The organism is Pseudomonas sp. PDM30 (assembly GCF_019218985.1).
GTDB lineage: Bacteria > Pseudomonadota > Gammaproteobacteria > Pseudomonadales > Pseudomonadaceae > Aquipseudomonas > Aquipseudomonas jessenii.
Genome location: NZ_JAHUWM010000012.1, coordinates 25,308 through 41,782 on the forward strand (window position 1 = coordinate 25,308; position 16,475 = coordinate 41,782).

The 16,475-nt window shown below is 61.6% G+C and carries 13 protein-coding genes; 8 read left to right on the forward strand and 5 right to left on the reverse strand.

The features are described 5' to 3' along the window. Positions 1 to 16 precede the first annotated feature (16 nt). The 5 genes from KW840_RS24305 to KW840_RS24325 form a co-directional block, all read right to left on the reverse strand. Positions 17 to 805: an SDR family oxidoreductase gene (locus KW840_RS24305; protein ID WP_057713909.1), complete on the reverse strand. Its 789-nt coding sequence runs from the start codon at positions 803 to 805 to the stop codon at positions 17 to 19. A gap of 46 nt (positions 806 to 851) precedes the next feature. After that, a complete protein-coding gene (locus KW840_RS24310) occupies positions 852 to 2,399 on the reverse strand; it encodes an amino acid ABC transporter permease/ATP-binding protein (protein ID WP_057713910.1) in 1,548 nt (515 codons plus the stop codon). A gap of 64 nt (positions 2,400 to 2,463) precedes the next feature. After that, positions 2,464 to 3,258 carry an ABC transporter substrate-binding protein gene (locus KW840_RS24315; protein ID WP_057713911.1) on the reverse strand — a complete coding sequence of 265 codons (795 nt, stop codon included), beginning with the start codon at positions 3,256 to 3,258 and terminating at the stop codon, positions 2,464 to 2,466. A 46-nt stretch (positions 3,259 to 3,304) separates the two neighbouring features. Beyond that, complete coding sequence (locus tag KW840_RS24320; protein WP_150814935.1) at positions 3,305 to 4,375, reverse strand: isopenicillin N synthase family oxygenase; 1,071 nt, start codon at positions 4,373 to 4,375, stop codon at positions 3,305 to 3,307. Between the two features lie 14 nt (positions 4,376 to 4,389). After that, positions 4,390 to 5,241: a sugar phosphate isomerase/epimerase gene (locus tag KW840_RS24325; RefSeq protein ID WP_154908859.1), complete on the reverse strand. Its 852-nt coding sequence runs from the start codon at positions 5,239 to 5,241 to the stop codon at positions 4,390 to 4,392. Positions 5,242 to 5,803: 562 nt separating this feature from the next. On the opposite strand from KW840_RS24325, the gene KW840_RS24330 reads away from it, so the two are divergent. The 8 genes from KW840_RS24330 to KW840_RS24365 all read left to right on the forward strand — a co-directional run bounded on the left by KW840_RS24330 (position 5,804) and on the right by KW840_RS24365 (position 16,470). Further along, complete coding sequence (locus KW840_RS24330; RefSeq protein WP_057713914.1) at positions 5,804 to 7,114, forward strand: MFS transporter; 1,311 nt, start codon at positions 5,804 to 5,806, stop codon at positions 7,112 to 7,114. A gap of 25 nt (positions 7,115 to 7,139) precedes the next feature. Next, positions 7,140 to 8,369 carry a Zn-dependent hydrolase gene (locus KW840_RS24335; protein WP_218498046.1) on the forward strand — a complete coding sequence of 410 codons (1,230 nt, stop codon included), beginning with the start codon at positions 7,140 to 7,142 and terminating at the stop codon, positions 8,367 to 8,369. A 151-nt stretch (positions 8,370 to 8,520) separates the two neighbouring features. Beyond that, positions 8,521 to 9,546, forward strand: a complete 1,026-nt coding sequence (locus KW840_RS24340; RefSeq protein WP_218498047.1) for a histone deacetylase family protein — start codon at positions 8,521 to 8,523, stop codon at positions 9,544 to 9,546. Between the two features lie 246 nt (positions 9,547 to 9,792). Then, positions 9,793 to 11,697 (forward strand): sigma-54-dependent Fis family transcriptional regulator, encoded by a 1,905-nt coding sequence (locus KW840_RS24345; RefSeq protein WP_218498048.1) that lies wholly within the window; start codon positions 9,793 to 9,795, stop codon positions 11,695 to 11,697. Further along, positions 11,697 to 13,415, forward strand: a complete 1,719-nt coding sequence (locus KW840_RS24350) for an ABC transporter ATP-binding protein (RefSeq protein WP_218498049.1) — start codon at positions 11,697 to 11,699, stop codon at positions 13,413 to 13,415. Before KW840_RS24345 ends, KW840_RS24350 begins: the two co-directional genes overlap by 1 nt. Beyond that, positions 13,405 to 14,082, forward strand: a complete 678-nt coding sequence (locus tag KW840_RS24355) for a S8 family serine peptidase (RefSeq protein WP_218498050.1) — start codon at positions 13,405 to 13,407, stop codon at positions 14,080 to 14,082. The genes KW840_RS24350 and KW840_RS24355 overlap by 11 nt, the downstream gene beginning before the upstream one ends. Then, positions 14,079 to 15,377: a lycopene cyclase family protein gene (locus tag KW840_RS24360; RefSeq protein WP_218498051.1), complete on the forward strand. Its 1,299-nt coding sequence runs from the start codon at positions 14,079 to 14,081 to the stop codon at positions 15,375 to 15,377. Before KW840_RS24355 ends, KW840_RS24360 begins: the two co-directional genes overlap by 4 nt. 94 nt (positions 15,378 to 15,471) lie before the next feature. Then, a complete protein-coding gene (locus tag KW840_RS24365; protein WP_218498052.1) occupies positions 15,472 to 16,470 on the forward strand; it encodes an acyltransferase in 999 nt (332 codons plus the stop codon). Positions 16,471 to 16,475: the final 5 nt, after the last annotated feature.

Below are 16,475 nucleotides of genomic sequence, written 5' to 3' on the forward strand. Positions count from 1 at the left end.
GCATAGCCCTTGCCCATTATTGGCTGGAGCGAACGGCCCCTCCATCAATCAACAGGTTCTGCCCGGTCAGGTAGCCCGCATGGTTGCTGCAAACGAAGGCACACAGCGCACCGAACTCTTCGGGTGAGCCGAAGCGTTTGGCAGGAATTTCGCTACGGCATTGGCCAAGGAACTCCTCGCTGTCCTGCCCCGACTCCTGGGCAGCAGCGACCAGGTTGTCACGCAGTCGATCGGTGTCGAATGAGCCTGGTTGCAGGTTGTTGATCGTCACATTGCGACTGGCGATGTTTTCTTGCCGGGCAAGCCCTGCGATAAAACCTGTCAGACCACTGCGCGCGCCGTTGGACAGGCCCAGGCTTTCGATAGGGGACTTCACGGCACTCGACGTGATGTTGATGATTCGACCAAATCCACGTGCCGCCATACCGTCTACCGTGGCCTTGATCAACTCGATAGGCGTCAGCATGTTGGCATCCAGCGCCTTGAGCCAGGCGTCGCGATTCCATTCGCGAAAATCCCCGGGGGGAGGGCCTCCAGCGTTGTTGATCAAGATATCGAAATGCTCATGGGCCATGAGCGCTGCCGCCCGACCCTCGGCCGTCGAAATGTCTCCGGCTACGGCGATGACCGTCACTTCAGGATTTAGCGCTCTGAGCTCACGGGCTGTTTCATTGAGCGTGTGCTCGCCGCGTGCGGTGATCACCACGTTCACGCCTTCATGGACGAGTGCCTGTGCGCAGGCTTTGCCCAGACCTTTGCTGGCGGCGCATACCAGCGCCCAGCGTCCTGCTATTCCCAGATTCATGTGCGTTTTCCTGAAAGAAGAAAGCTCAAAGAGAGTAGTTGCCTATTCATGCATGATCCACCGTTGCAGACCGGCTTGGCGATCGAGCACTGATGCCCATGAAGCGCCGCACTCGTTCTCCTTCGGCATCGCATCGTATGGTTTCAGGTGCGGCATCCAGTTGGATATTACCGTTCTCCATGAATACGACCCGGTCGGATATCGACATGGCAAAGTCCATTTCGTGGGTCACGATCAGCATGGTCATGCCTTCTTTGGCCAGGTCGCGGATCACGTTCAGCACGTCGTTGACCAGTTCCGGGTCGAGGGCCGAGGTCGGCTCGTCGAACAGCATGATCTGCGGTTCCATCGCCAGGGCTCGAGCGATCGCCACACGCTGTTGCTGCCCACCGGAGAGCTGGTGCGGGTACTTGTGGGCATGGGCCAGCAGGCCGACCTTGTCCAGTAGCGCATAGGCACGATGTTCACTCAGCTCACCCGGCTGGCCATGGTAACGGGGCGCCAGGGTGACGTTGTCGAGAATGGTGCGGTGCGGGAACAGGTTGAAGTTCTGGAACACCATGCCGATGTGCCGCACGCCTTTGCGCAGGCGGGTGCTGTTGGGTTTGTCCGACGCTTCGATGAATTTTTCGCCAAACAACAGAATGTCGCCGGTATCGATGGTTTCCAGGCCGTTGACGGTGCGGATCAGCGACGTCTTGCCGGAGCCGGATGGCCCGATGATCGAGACCACCTGGCCGTACTCGACATTCAGGTCGATGCCCATCAGCACCTGGTGGGTGCCATAGCTTTTCTGGATGTTCTTCAGTTGCAGGATGGGCGTCGCATTGTTGCCTGCCGCTTTGCGCGCAGTGTCGGGCAACGCTTCGGCGCTGGCCCTGAAGTTGGCTATGGCGGCCGCGTCGAGTGTGTGAGGCTTGCGGAAGTTCAGGTCCAGGTAGCGCTCCAGGCGCTGCAGGAAAAAACCGAACACGGTGACGATCAACACGTAATAGACGCCTACCGCCGCCAGGGTTTCCATGACCAGAAAGTTGGTGGCATAGAGGCGTTGGCCGACCGTGAGGATTTCGGTCAGGGAGATGACCGAGACCAGCGATGTCAGCTTGACCACCGTGATGTATTCATTGATCAGCGTGGGCAGCGAAATACGGAATGCCTGGGGGATCACGATCAAGCGTTGCATGCCGAACAGGCCGATACCCAGCGCGCGCCCGGCTTCCTTCTGGCCTTTGGCCACGGAGATCAGGCCACCACGATGGATTTCCGCCATGTACGCCGCTTCAGTGACCACCAGGGCCAGCAGGCCCGAGTAGAAGGGGTTGGACAGAATCGGTCCGCTACCGGGAAACAGTTGCGGCAGGTTGTAGACGAAGACCACCAGCACCAGCAACGGAATGCTGCGGAAGAACCAGATGTAGACCGCTGCGGGAATGCGCAGCAAGGGCGTGTGGGACAGCTTGGCCGTGGCCAGGACAAAACCCAGCAGCATGCCGATGAACCAGGCCAGGGCGCTGAGCTGGACCACCGTTACGCAGGCCTTCCAGAAGTCCGGCAGGGAGAACAGGGACAGGAAATATGACCAATCGAATTGCATGGGGCACCTCGATCTGCCGCCCCGGTGCAGGGGAGGCAGATGACCAGACTACAAGGACAGGTTCTTAATTGGCAGTCGGTTCTTCCAAGCCATATTTCTGGAGAATTGCGGCGTATTCACCGCTCTTTTTGCTCTCCTCGAAGGCCTTTTGCACGGCCTGGAAGGTTTCGTCGTTACCTTTCTTGACGAAGATGCCCAGGGTTTGCTGATAAATCGGATGCTCGGTGGTGATCACTACCCGGCCGTTGGTCTTTTCCGCGATCATTTTTGCCGCGCCGGCGATTTCAACCTGGGCCTGAATGTTCCTGGACAACAAGGCCTGGGTCACTTCGGGGGCCGAAGGGTACTCGCTGACGGTGATGGCGCCTTTGTTGTTCGGCACGCAGTAGTCGTCGGAGAGCTTCTTGAATTCCTTGACCCAGGTGGTGCCCTGTTCCAGGCCCAGTTTCAGGCCGCACAGATCTTCAGGCTTCTTCGCATTGATCTCGCTGCCCTTGGGCACCATGACCGCGGCACCGGTGTTGGCGTAGGCGATGGTCTGGGCCTGAGTCTGGCGCTCAGGCGTGATGTACATGCCGGAAATGACTGCGTCGTACTTGCCGGAGTTCAAGCCCAGGATCAGGCTCGGGAACTTGGTGTCGACGAACTCCACCTTGGCGTTCATGTGCTTGGCCAGTGCCGTTGCCAGTTCGGGGTCCGAACCCACCACGTTTTTGTCCTTGTCATAGGACTCAAAGGGAGGGTAGGTGATCTCCATGCCGACCTTGAACGTGTCTGCCGCGGCCATGCTCACCGAGGCACCGAACATACCGGCTGCCAACACAGCCAGGCTCAAAAGGTTTTTCTTATTGTTTTTCATGATGTACTGACTCCGGCGTAGGTAGGGGGTTAGCTGAAAACTTCAATCAGGACGGTTGAGCCTGATTTTTCAAATGTCCGAAACTGGCGGGCTTGCGTGCCTTGCCTGGCAGTTGAACTTCCCCGTTGGCCACCCTCTGGCGCAGATACTGATAGGTCTGCAGCGCCTGGCCATACATGTGTTCGCCGATGGTGATTTCTTCGTAGTCGTTGCCTGCCTGTGCGAACCCGGGCAGTGGTTTGATCTGGGTGTGATAGTCGCAGGCATAAAACAGCGGAAAGGAATAACGTTCCTCCTTCACGCTGCGCACCCGGTGCGCGGTGGCTACGAATGCGCCTGCGGTCATCACCTCCAGCATGTCGCCGATGTTGACCACAAAGGCATCGGCAATCGGTGGTGCATCGATCCATTGGCCAAGGTTGTTCATCACCTCAAGGCCTGGTTTATCGGCCAAAAGGATGGTGAAACACTCGTAATCAGTATGGGCTCCAAGACCCGGTGCGTCATGGGCGGCACCGTCGAAGGGGTAGTGGATGAGGCGCAGCTTGGACGGCGGACGGGTGACCAGGCTGTCGAAGTAGTTTTCTTCCAGGCCCAGGGTCAGGGCGAAGCCACCGAACAGCCGCCGGCCCAAGGCGAAGATGGCTTCATAGTAGGCCTGCACCGACGCCTTGAAACCTTGCAGCTGCGGCCAGTCATTGGGCCCCAGCAATGGCGTGTTGGTCAGCACCAGCGGGTCATCGGCCGGGACTTCGAAGCCGACGTCAAAGGCTTCCTTGTGGTCCGGCTTGCCCTTGGAATAGACCTCTTCGCCTTCGGGCACAAATCCCTTGTGGGTTTGGGAGGTGCCGATGTAGTGCTGCATCTTGGTGTCGAAGGGCTGGTCGAAAAAGTCCTTGGCAGCCTGGCGCAGGTTGGCGATCAGTTGCGGGTCGATACCGTGATCGGTGATGTAGAGGAACCCGACCTCGCTGGCGGCGCGCCCCAATTGTTCGGCCACGGCCAGGCGGTGTTCCAGTTCAACGCTGAACAGACCGGCGATGTTGACCACCGGGATGCTGTTGAAGTTGGCTTTGTGTGTGTCAGTGCTGGCGCTGTTGTTTTTATTATCAGGCATGACGCATCGGCTCCCTAAGGATGGCTTGAGTGGCTGAAACGGTCGAAGTGTTCGCGCTCGGTCTGGCCCATCCACACGTTCAACGACCATAGGTCGGCGACCGGGACATTGGTGAAGGGCAAATGATGCAGGTAGCCGTCGGCGCCGAATTCCGGGGTCAGGGTGCTGACCTGGTAACCGCGGGCTTGCTGCGAGCGCCAGATGCTTTCCCAGTGCTGCTGGTGGAAGGCCAGTTCCCTTGCATATTCGGGAGCCGCCGGGTGCGGAACCTGCGGGCCCTGGTCGTAACCGACCCGGGCCTGGATATGGTGAACCCGCTCGATGAAAGCGCTCAGGTCATCGGCCGGGTCATTCAACAGGCGTTCGCAGGTCACGACCCAGTGGCTGATGTCACTGGTGAACAACAGATCGGGCAATTGCCGGATCAACTCCAGAGTCACCCAGGGGTTGAACAGCGAACGCGAACGGTGGGTTTCGAAACTGCAGACCTGGCCGTGCTTGCGCGCCAGATCCAGCGCCTGGCCGAAAAACTCCACTTGCTGTGGCAAGGACCAGCGGTCATTGCCCGCCAGCACGTTGACGAAGCGTGGGCCGAGTTCAGCGGCCCAGGCGAGTTTCTGGTCGAGGTCATTGAGGTGAATGGCGGGGGACGCAGACTGGTCCGGCAGCACGTCATACGCGGTGAAGACTGTGCTGATATAGCCCAGGCGATTGGCCTGGAGAAAGGCGCCAAACTCGGTCCGTTCACGGGCGTCCAGTGGCAGGCGTGCTTCCATGCCATCAAAGCCCGCTTGCAGCAACTCCTCGAGTGCCTGAGCCTTGCTGGCGGTGTAACCCCACAGCGTGCGAAAAATTTCCAGCTTCATCGGTGATCCTCAAAAATCCCAAGGCCTACTGCAAATGCACTTCGACGGCGCCAGGCTGCCAAGAGGCTGGTTCGCTGTGGAGTCGATGTTAGGCACAGGCCGCGCACTGAAAGAATCTGAAAGTTCAAATGAATACTTCAGACTTTCATTAACAAATAGCTTGCTACTTATAGCGCTGGCCGGAAGGGGTTTTATGGGCGAGAACCTGTCTACGTTGGCTATTAGCGAGAGATGCCATTGTTGCGGCATCATTTTGAAGAGTCCTAAGCGACCCCGGGCCGATAAGGGTTCGCTTTTGATCGATTGCTGCCTGTCCAGAAGAGCCGCGACCTGTAACTGACATTGCAGACCCCCGTTTACATTCTGCTCAACGCCTGTGCGTTGCACACCGCGTTCGACTGTCGCTCTCAATTATAAGCTTAAGTAATACTTCGAATAATAAATAGAAAATTGACTAATCATGGCCCGGGAACGAAAAATCATCCCCAGACCGGCGCCGCCAGAGCGCCGCGGATTTGCCGTTTCTCTCCTGCCAGAAAAATAACCAAAGGAGCCCGACCCCATGAAGCCTCAAGCTTCGTCCCAGCCGCGCCGTGCGGCCGCCGCTGCCTTCATTGGCACCATGATCGAGTGGTACGACTTTTACATCTACGCCACCGCCGCCGCGCTGGTGTTCGGTGCGCTGTTCTTCCCCTCGGACGACAAGCTGTTCAGCACCATGGCCGCTTTCGGCACCTTCGCCGTGGGTTTCTTTGCGCGGCCGTTGGGCGGGATTGTCTTCGGTCATATCGGTGACCGCATCGGCCGCAAGAAGTCGCTGATCATCACCTTGTTGATGATGGGCGTGGTCACGGTATGCATCGGCTTGCTGCCGACTTACGCGCAAATCGGCGCCGCGGCCCCGGTGCTGCTGATTCTGTTGCGCATCGTCCAGGGCATTGCCGTGGGTGGCGAGTGGGGCGGGGCGGTGCTGATGGCCGGCGAGCATGCGCCGAAAGGCCGGCGCAATTTCTTCGCCTCGTTTGCGCAACTGGGCAGCCCGGCGGGTTTGATCCTGTCGCTGCTGGCCTTCAGCGCCGTCACCCGTCTGCCGGAAGAAGACCTGATGAGCTGGGGCTGGCGCCTGCCGTTCCTCGCCAGTTCGCTGTTGCTGCTGGTGGGCCTGGCGATTCGCCTGGGGGTCAATGAGTCGCCGGAGTTTCTTGCCAGTCGTGAATTGGCGAGCAAAAACAAACGCAAGGAGCAGGCGCCGGTCATGGAGGTGCTGCGCACCGCGTGGCGTCCTTTGTTGCTGTGCATCGGCGCCAACACCCTGGGGATCGCCGGGGTGTATTTCACCAACACCTTCATGATCGCCTACACCACTCAGCAACTGGAACTGCCGCGCTCGCTGATCCTTGAGTGTCTGTTTGTCGTCGCGATCATCCAGTTCTGCATTCAACCGCTGGCGGCCTGGGTCGCCGAGAAGATTGGCGCCACCCGCTTCCTGTGCCTGGTGTCGCTGCTGGCGATGGCTTCGCCGTACCCGATGTTCGTGCTGGTCAGTTCGGCCCAGGCGCCGTTGATCATCCTCGGCATTGCGTTGGCGGTGGTGTGCATGGCGTCGTTCTACGCGGTGATCGCCGGCTACGTCAGCGGCATGTTCGAGACCCGTGTGCGCTACACCGCGATCTCTCTGGCATACCAGATTTGCGGCGCTGTGGCCGGTGGCCTGACGCCACTGATCGGCACGCTGCTGGCACACAGGTTCGTCGGCCAGTGGTGGCCGATGGCGGTGTTCTACAGCCTGATCGCCGCGACTTCGCTGCTGTGTGTCCTGTCCCTTGCCCGTCGCCATGCCAGCGCTGAACGCCTGGAACTGGCCAAGGCCTGACCCCCGAATTTTCCTGGAGAAACACATGTTGAAGATCAATGGCGAACGCCTCTGGGCGAGTCTGATGGCGATGGCCGAAATCGGCGCTACCGCCCGTGGCGGCAGCTGCCGCCTGGCCCTGAGCGACGAGGACAAGGCCGGTCGGGAACTCTTTGCCCACTGGTGCCGCGAAGCCGGCATGACCCTGAGCGTGGATGCCATCGGCAACCTGTTTGCCCGCCGCGCCGGCACCGATCCTGATGCCGCGCCGGTGATGATGGGCAGCCACCTCGACACCCAGCCCGAAGGCGGGCGTTTCGACGGCGTGTACGGCGTGCTCGCCGGCCTGGAAGTGGTGCGCTGCCTGAACGATCTGGGCATCCAGACCCGCAAGCCGCTGGAAGTGGCGGTGTGGACCAACGAAGAAGGCGCACGCTTCACCCCGGCCATGTTCGGCTCGGCGGTGTTCACCGGGATCATGGATCTGGACGCTGCGCTGGCGGTGCGCGATATCGATGGGATCAGCGTTGCTGAGGCGCTGCAACGTACCGGTTATGCCGGCGAGCGCCCGCTCGGCGGCGCGGTGGATGCGTACTTTGAAGCCCACATCGAGCAAGGGCCGATCCTCGAAGACAACGCCAAGAGCATCGGCGTCGTCAGTGGCGGCCAGGCGATTCGCTGGCTCGACGTACGGGTCGAAGGCATGGCGGCCCACGCCGGCACCACGCCTATGCCGCTGCGCAAGGACGCCTTGTACGGCGTGGCGCAGATGATCCAGGCCATCGAAGGCCTGGCGGCGGACTTCGCTCCCGAAGGCCTGACCACGGTCGGTGAATTGAGCATCAACAAGTCGTCGCGCAACACCATTCCGGGGCTGGTGAACTTCACCGTCGACCTGCGTCATCACCGTGATGAAACCATCGAGACCATGGAACAACAGGTCCGTGCGCGGCTTCAGGCGATTGCCGACGCTCGCGGTTTGAAACTGGCGATCACCCCGCACTGGATCAGCCCGGCGACGCCGTTCGACGTGGACTGCGTGGCGGCGGTGCAACAGGCCGTGGACGCCCTGGGCTACGCTCAGCAATCGATTGTCAGCGGCGCCGGACATGATGCGATCCACCTGGCGCGGTACTGCCCGACAGCGATGGTGTTCATCCCGTGCGTGGGCGGCCTGAGCCATAACGAAGCGGAAGATGTGCTGCCCGAGGATGTGCGCCAGGGCACCGATGTGTTGCTCAATGCCGTGTTGGCCCGCGCGGTAAAAACTGAATAAACGCCGTCAATGTGGGAGCGAGCTTGCTCGCGATAGCGGTGGATCAGTCGCCATGAATGTTGAATGTGCTGACCTCATCGCGAGCAAGCTCGCTCCCACAGTGGAATGCGGCTGGTTTCAAGATCTACGTTAACTGACAGGTATTCACTCCATGCGCAGTTTTTTCCATCCCGAACAATTGCTCCACCATCCACGCAGCTACTATTCCCGTGGCCAGATGCGCACGCCGCAGGAAGTGCCGGAGCGTGCGCAGCGCCTGGTGCAGGCGTCTCACGCGTTGGGTTTTGCCGTTGAGCAACCGGCCGATGCCGGGCTCGATCCGCTGCTGGCGGTGCACGGCGCACCGTACCTGAGGTTTTTGCAGGAAGCCCATCAGCGCTGGAAAGAGATTCCCGAGGATTGGGGTGACGAGGTGATGTCGAACATCTTTGTCCGCGAACCCAATGCCCTGCGCGGAATTCTCGCGCAAGCGGCGCGCTATCTGGCCGATGGCAGTTGCCCGGTGGGCGAGCAGACCTGGCGTTCGGCCTACTGGTCGGCGCAAAGCGCCATCGCCGGTGCCCGGGCTTTGCTCGATGGCGAGCCGGCAGCCTATGCCCTGTGCCGGCCACCGGGTCACCACGCCCGGGCCGAAGCGGCGGGTGGTTTCTGTTATGTGAACAACGCGGCGGTGGCGGCGCAGGTATTGCGCGCCGGTTTTTCGCGGGTAGCGGTGCTGGATACCGACATGCACCATGGTCAGGGTATTCAGGAGATTTTCTACGACCGCGATGACGTGCTCTACGTGTCGGTGCACGGCGATCCGACCAACTTCTATCCGGGCGTCGCAGGTTTTGCCGAAGAGCGTGGTGTCGGTGCAGGCGAGGGTTTCAACCTCAACCTGCCGATGGCCCATGGCGCCAGCGAGGCGGTTTTTCTCGGGCAATTGGAAGTAGCGCTGAAGGCGCTGAAGGACTTCGGCGCCGAGGTGCTGGTGCTGTCCCTGGGCTTCGATATTTTCGAGCTGGACCCGCAAAGCAAAGTAGCGGTGACCCGCGAAGGGTTTGCCCTGCTCGGTGAGCGCATTCGCAGCCTCGGGTTGCCGTGCCTGATTGTGCAGGAGGGCGGGTATCACCTGGAGAGCCTGGAGGATAATGCCCGGGCGTTTTTTGTGGACCCTGAGGTTTGGCAGCTCTGAGATCTTTGCTGCCTGGTAGATCGCTATCGCGAGCAAGCTCGCTCCCACACTGGTCAGTGTTGAACACAAATATGCGGTTCACCTCGGTCAAGTGTGGGAGCGAGCTTGCTCGCGATGAACGATTACGGGGTCCTCCTGACGGAACACAAGCGCCCTACGGCACTTGCCATAGCCCTGACGTTAACGTAAAGATTGCTCCAGGGCGCCGACGTATGAAGGCGCAGGGTGGATGACCCGGAGCGCTTGATGACGCCAATAAAAACAAACTCCCCCAAACTGCATCGCGAAGCCCGGCTGGCTCGGGAAAAGTTGCACCTGGAAGGCGAAGTGCCGGATGGCGTCCTGCGTGCGGAAATCGATGCCTCGTGGCGACGCAGTCTCAGCCATGGCGTGCATTTCAATGCCAAGCATGAGCTGGCGCTGGAATCGAGTGCTAGCCTCGACGTGTTGCTGTCCAGCAACCGCTTGTTGATCGACGCTGCGTTGCCGGCCATCGATTACCTGGCCGAGCGTCAGGGCAAGGAAGGGCTGATCATCCTCGCCAACTCCGACGCCACCATCCTCGCCGTCGAAGGCCGCGCCGACCGTCTCAAGGGCAGCGGCCTGCAGGACATCACCCTCGGCACCTGCTGGAGCGAAGCGGTTCGCGGCACCAACGCCCTGGGCACGGCACTGGTGGAAGCCCGGCCGACCCTGATCGATTGCGGCGAACATTATCTGGATCGCCTCAGTGATTTTTCCTGCACTTCGGTGCCGATCCATTGCCCCCAGGGCGACATTCTCGGCGTCCTCGACCTGACCCGCGAAGGCCCCCTCGGCCGTGCCCACGACAGCACTGCGCTGCTGGCCATGGCGGTCAGCCAGATCGAAAGCCGGGTGTTCAACGCCAGTTATCCGGACGAAATCGTCCTGGCCTTCCACAGCCGTCGGCAATATCTGGAATCCCCGTGGCAAGGCCTGCTGGCCGTGAGCCTCGGCGGGCAGATCCTGGCGGTCAGCGCCCAGGCCTGCCAGTTGCTCCACGCCGAGCGCTCGGCCCTGATCGGTCGGCGCTGCGAAGAGTTTCTCGGAGTCGACGGCCTGCAATTGTTGGCGCGTCTGCATCAGGGTGGAGCCGGCAGCCTGCAAACCGCCAAGGGTGAATTCTTCTACAAGACCCTGCGCGCGCCGCAACGCTCGATCAACGTCAGCAGCCCGCCGCGCACAGTCGCGAAACCGCCCAAGGCGCAACCGGACCTGGAAGCGCTCGCCGGCAGCAATACGCGCTACGCCCGTGCCTTGCGCATGGCCCGCCAAGGCCTGGCCAATGAACTGCCGGTCCTGTTACTGGGCGAAACCGGCACTGGTAAAGAGGTGATCGCCCGTGCCCTGCACATGGCCGGTGCGCGCTGCGAAAAACCCTTCGTGGCGGTGAACTGCGCGGCCATTCCCGAAGGCCTGATCGAGTCCGAACTGTTCGGCTATCGTGAAGGCGCGTTCACCGGTTCACGCCGGGGCGGCATGGTCGGGCGCTTGCAGCAGGCCCATGGCGGCACCTTGTTCCTCGATGAAATCGGCGATATGCCATTGGCCTTGCAGGCCCGGTTGTTGCGGGTGCTGCAGGATCGCAAGGTCGCGCCCCTGGGTGCAGGCGAAGAGCAGGACATCGACGTCGCGCTGATCTGCGCCACCCACCGCGACCTCAAGCGTCTGGTGGAAGAAAAACACTTTCGCGAGGACCTGTTCTACCGGGTCAATGGCATCAGCGTGATGCTTCCGGCCCTGCGCGAACGCGAAGATTTCGGCGCGCTCGTCACTCGCATGCTGACGACATTGGGCGCACCCGCCGTGGTCCTGCACGATGATCTCGATCGCTTGCTCAACGGTTATCAGTGGCCGGGCAACATCCGCCAACTGGAGATGGTCCTGCGCACCGCGCTGGCCATGCGCGAACCGGGCGACACCGTGCTGACCCTCGACCACTTGCCCGACAGCATGCTCGACGAGTTGACCACCGGCGAACGGCCCCAGGCCGGCAGCATCCGGGAAAACGAACTGGAGCTGATCCGTCAGTCCCTGGACACGCACCAGGGCAACGTCTCGGCCGCCGCCGACGCCCTGGGCATCAGCCGCGCGACGCTTTATCGCAAGCTCAAACAGTTGCGTTCGTGATGCAGCGCTTGATCGTTCGGCTGATCGACAGCCAGAACCCCGAGGCTCTGCAAGCGGCATTGCGTTGGCTGTACAGCTTCGTGCGACCCCATCGCCTGGCGATTGCCGGGCTGCTGGGTTTGTCGGTCTGCGCCTCGGCGCTGGTGCTGGTGCAGCCGTGGCTGACCAAACTGCTGATCGACGATGGCCTGTTGGCGCGCAATTTCCCGATGCTGGTAATGATCGCCGGGCTGATGATCGTTGCCGGGTTACTGGGCACGGCGCTTTCGGGCATCAACCGCTACCTGCACACGCGACTGTCCGGGCGCATGCTGTTTGCCCTGCGCGATGACCTGTACCGGCATTTGCAAACCCTGTCGCCGAGCTTTTACGGCCAGCGGCGTATCGGCGACCTGATGTCGCGCCTCGATGGCGATGTCGCGGAAATCCAGCGGTTCGCCGTGGACTCGCTGTTCTCGGCGGTGTCGAGCGTGATCGGCCTGGTGGTTGCCATTGCGATGCTGTTGACCTTGTCCTGGAAACTCTCGTTGCTGGCCCTGGTGCTGATTCCCCTCGACGTCCTCTGGCTGCGCTGGATGCGGCGCAAGGTGGAGCGCGATGTGCGGCAGTTGCGCGAGCGTTCGGCGGACATGTCGTCGTTCATGGTCGAGACGTTGCCGGTGATGAAGTTCATCCAGTCCGCTGGCCAGCAACAGCGTGAAGCGCGACGCCTCGAGACGCTGGGGCAGGGCTACATGAGCCAGTTGCTGCGCCTGCAAGTCACCGAATTTTTCACCCAGGCCGTGCCCGGTACCCTGACCTCGCTGTCCCGGGCCTGCGCATTTCTGATTGGCGGTTACTGGGTGGTGCAGGGCACCTGGCAACTCGGCGCCCTGATTGCCTTTTCCACTTACCTGGGCATGGCCGTGGGGCCGGTGCAAAGCCTGCTCGGGCTCTACGTCGCGATCCAGCGGATGACCGTCAGCCTCGGCCGGGTCATGGAGTTGCGCGGCGAACAACCGACGGTGTTGACGCCCGCCACGCCAAGGGCAATGCCCACTGGCGGCGATCTCTGGTTCGACAACGTGCACTTCGCCCATCCCGGCCGCCAATCGACCCTGCGCGGCATCGAGGCGCGGATTCCCTACGGTATGAAAGTGGCCCTCAGCGGCGGCTCGGGCGTGGGCAAGTCCACCCTGATCGACCTGCTGCAACGTCATCACGATCCGCAATCGGGCCGGGTACTGCTGGGCGACGTCGATCTGCGCGAGCTGGATCTGTTCCAGTTGCGTCGGCGCATCGCCATCGTCAGCCAGGACATCGTGCTGTTTCGCGGCAGCCTCGCCGACAACCTGGCCTACGCGGCACCGGACGCCAGCCGCGAGGCGATTGCCGACGTGGCGCGACTGGCGCAACTCGACAGCCTGATCGAGTCCTTGCCCGAAGGTCTCGACAGTCCCTTGGGCGAGCGGGGCCAGCAGTTGTCCGGCGGGCAGAAACAACGCATCGCGATTGCCCGGGCACTGTTGCAGGACCCACTGATCCTGGTGCTCGATGAAGCCACGTCCGCAGTGGATGAAGCCACCGAGCGCGAAGTCATCGACGCCATCGACCGCCTGTTTGCCGGGCGTACGCGCATCCTGATCAGCCATCGCCCTTCAACCCTGGCCGACGCCGACCTGCGCTTCGAATTGCTCGACGGCGTACTGACCTCGAAAACGGTGCTGCATGAAACCTGAGTTGCGCATTGGTGTGGTGGACAGCGGTCACTCGGCGGCACAACGGGTGCAAGTGATCGCCGGTCGACGCTTTTCATTGCTCGAAGACGGCCTGGCCGAGGGCGACTTGCGCGAAGACCCGCTGGGGCATGGCAGTGCGGTGATCGAGGCCATCGGCCGGCGTGCACCCTCGGCGCTGTTTTGCGTGGCTCAGGTGTTCGACCAGCGGGGTGTCACCAGCGCCTTGCAGATCGCCACGGCGATTGACTGGCTGCTGACGCAGGACGTTCGACTGATCAATTTGAGCCTTGGCCTGCGCCAGGATCGCAGCCTGTTGCGCGCGGCCTGCGCGGCGGCGGTGGCGCAGGGCGTGCTGCTGTGTGCGTCGAGCCCGGCCCAAGGGGAAGGGGTGTTTCCGGCGAACTATCCGCAGGTGTTGCGGGTGACCGGCGATGCGCGGTGCGCCGAGCAGGAATGGTCGTGGCTCAACAGCGCCCAGGCGGATTTCGCCGCGTGTGTGCATGGCACCTACCCGGGGCAATCCGGGGCGAGCCTCGGTTGTGCCGCCTTGAGCGGACACATTGCCAGGTTCCTCGTCGAACAGCCTGGTGCCAGCAATGAGCAAGTCATCGAGTGGTTGCGCGAGCATGCCCGTTACCGTGGTCCTGAACGGCGTTTCGGGCCGTGAACGACATCGTCATTCTGGGCGCCGGCCCGGCGGGGGCCGCGGTCGCGCTGGGTTTGAAGCGGCTGGGCCATGGCGTCACGCTGATCAGCGAATGGCGCCGGTTTGCGGCGCTCGAAGGCGTGTCCGTGCGGGTTCTGGAAGCCTTGCGCAGCGCGGGTCTGCACCAGGCGTTGGCGGAGGCGACGCTGCCTTCTCAACGCCAGGTGAACTGGAATGGCCAGCAGCATGCGCAGAACATCGAATACTTGCTCGACCGTCCGCTGTTTGACCGAGGTCTGCGTGAGGATTTGCGCCTGGCGGGGGTCGAGTTGATCGAAGGCCGGGTGCTGACGGTTCAATCATCGACCAATGGCCACCGAATCGAAATCGACGGCCGCGAACCACTGCTGGCGCCGTTTCTCGTAGAGGCCCGAGGACGTCAGGCCCCCGCTATCGGCAAAGGCTTGCGTGGGCCCGAGACCGTCAGCTTGCTCAATCGCTGGCAGGGTTCGCCGGGCAGCACCGCCAGTGCCGTGGAAAGCCTTGAGGACGGTTGGGCGTGGATGGCGCGGCGCGCCGACGGCCAGTGTTACTGGCAATGGACGGTGGATGTGGCCAGTGCCGGGTTGCCGGGCAAGGCTATGTTGCTCGATTACTGCCGACAGCGGCGCGAGGGTTCGCGGCTGGCCACTGCATTTTTTGCTGGCGCAGCGCAAAGCGATCTACAACTGCACGCCCGCAGCAGCACGGCGATTCTGAGCCCGCAGGTGTGTGGCGATAACTGGATTCGGGTCGGCGATGCGGCAATGGCGGTGGACCCATTGTCGGGCAACGGGATCTTTCAGTCCTTGTCTTCGGCGTTGCAGGCGCCCGCGGTGATCAACACGCTGCTGTGCAAACCCGAACGAGCGGCTCTGGCCCAGCGTTTCCACCAGCAGCGGGTGGGGCAGTTGTTTTTGCGGTTTGCGCGGATCGGCCGGGATTTTTATGCCGATGAGCAACGCTGGCCGGACCAGCCGTTCTGGCAGGCACGGCGGAGCTGGCCGGATGCCGAGGTGGCCCATGCCGAGGCGGATTTCAATGCGCTGAGGATTGAGCGGGCGCCGGTGTTGCGTGATGGGCTGGTCGATGAAGCCGAGGTGGTGATCACGGCGGATCAACCGCTGGGTATCTGGCATGTGCATGGGGTTGAGGTGGCGGCGTTGGTGCAGAGGTTAAAGCAGGGAGAGCCGGCGGATCAGGTATTGGCCGGGCTGACGGTGGAGCAGGGGCGGATGGTTCGCAGCTGGTTGCTGGGCCAGGGTTTCAAACCCTGAATGAAGAACGTCCGGATACGGCGAAAAAGCCTGTTCTCCCAGCGCAAAGCATCGTAATTTACGCGCCATAATGACAAGGAATGTTGGGGTGTAAGTGGGAGTTTATCGTCTGCTATTGGCCGTTCTGGTGGCCGTTTCTCATATGGGCAAGACATTCATGGGGCTAAACCCCGGCGTGATTGCCGTGATTTCCTTCCTGATCATCAGCGGTTTCGTGATGACTTCGCTGATCGAACGCAACTACAAGGCGCCGGAGAAAGTCGGCCTGTTCTACCTGGACCGCGCCCTGCGGCTCTATCCTCAATTCCTGTTCTACTTCGTGGTTTCCTGTGCGGTGATCTATTTCCTGCTGCCCGGCACGCCTCAAGCCGCCGAGCTGACGCTGCGCAACATCGCCGCAAGCCTGGCTATCGTGCCACTCGGCTTCTACATGTTCGGCGCGGCGGGATCGTGGATCTTGCCGCCGGCCTGGTCTTTGGGGCTTGAGATGTGCTTCTACCTGATGATCCCTTTCCTGATCATCTATAGGACGCGGGGCGTTGCGTTTGCTCTATCCGTCGTCGTCTTCATGGCCGCGTGCCTGGGGTTCATCAACACCGACCTGTACGGCTACCGTCTATTGCCGGGTGTGCTGTTCATGTTCCTGTGCGGCAGCTACCTGTACAAAGCGCAGCCGAAGGATTTGGCGATCGCTGCCGGCACCGCCGTGGTGGCGGCCCTGATGTTTGCGGCCATCATGGCGGGATGGATAGAGCGCCGACCGTTCAATGCCGAAGTGACCGCCGGCATAGCGCTGGGCGTGCCCGCCGTGTACCTGCTGACAAAGCTCAGGTTTCACCGGATTGACGAGTTCCTCGGCAATATCAGCTACGGCGTGTTCCTGAATCACTATGTGGTGATGTACTTCCTGCACGCTGTCTGGTCGGTTACCTACGATGGGGCCGTTGTTGCAACAGTGCTGGCCTTGTCGTTGCTGCTCAGCGGCGTTTCGTACTACTGCGTCGAACGGCCGGCCCTGAAGCTTCGTCACGCGCTTCGGGCCGGCGCAAAATATGGGGTGGGTCGCCCACTGGACCGCGAAACAGCGGCGTAGTGGCT

What these genes read in the sequence shown, in the direction of transcription:
- KW840_RS24305 (WP_057713909.1), bottom strand. Translation starts at nt 805, where the DNA reads ATGAATCTGGGAATAGCAGGACGCTGGGCGCTGGTATGCGCCGCCAGC.
- KW840_RS24310 (WP_057713910.1), bottom strand. Translation starts at nt 2,399, where the DNA reads ATGCAATTCGATTGGTCATATTTCCTGTCCCTGTTCTCCCTGCCGGAC.
- KW840_RS24315 (WP_057713911.1), bottom strand. Translation starts at nt 3,258, where the DNA reads ATGAAAAACAATAAGAAAAACCTTTTGAGCCTGGCTGTGTTGGCAGCC.
- KW840_RS24320 (WP_150814935.1), bottom strand. Translation starts at nt 4,375, where the DNA reads ATGCCTGATAATAAAAACAACAGCGCCAGCACTGACACACACAAAGCC.
- KW840_RS24325 (WP_154908859.1), bottom strand. Translation starts at nt 5,241, where the DNA reads ATGAAGCTGGAAATTTTTCGCACGCTGTGGGGTTACACCGCCAGCAAG.
- KW840_RS24330 (WP_057713914.1), top strand. Translation starts at nt 5,804, where the DNA reads ATGAAGCCTCAAGCTTCGTCCCAGCCGCGCCGTGCGGCCGCCGCTGCC.
- KW840_RS24335 (WP_218498046.1), top strand. Translation starts at nt 7,140, where the DNA reads ATGTTGAAGATCAATGGCGAACGCCTCTGGGCGAGTCTGATGGCGATG.
- KW840_RS24340 (WP_218498047.1), top strand. Translation starts at nt 8,521, where the DNA reads ATGCGCAGTTTTTTCCATCCCGAACAATTGCTCCACCATCCACGCAGC.
- KW840_RS24345 (WP_218498048.1), top strand. Translation starts at nt 9,793, where the DNA reads ATGACGCCAATAAAAACAAACTCCCCCAAACTGCATCGCGAAGCCCGG.
- KW840_RS24350 (WP_218498049.1), top strand. Translation starts at nt 11,697, where the DNA reads ATGCAGCGCTTGATCGTTCGGCTGATCGACAGCCAGAACCCCGAGGCT.
- KW840_RS24355 (WP_218498050.1), top strand. Translation starts at nt 13,405, where the DNA reads ATGAAACCTGAGTTGCGCATTGGTGTGGTGGACAGCGGTCACTCGGCG.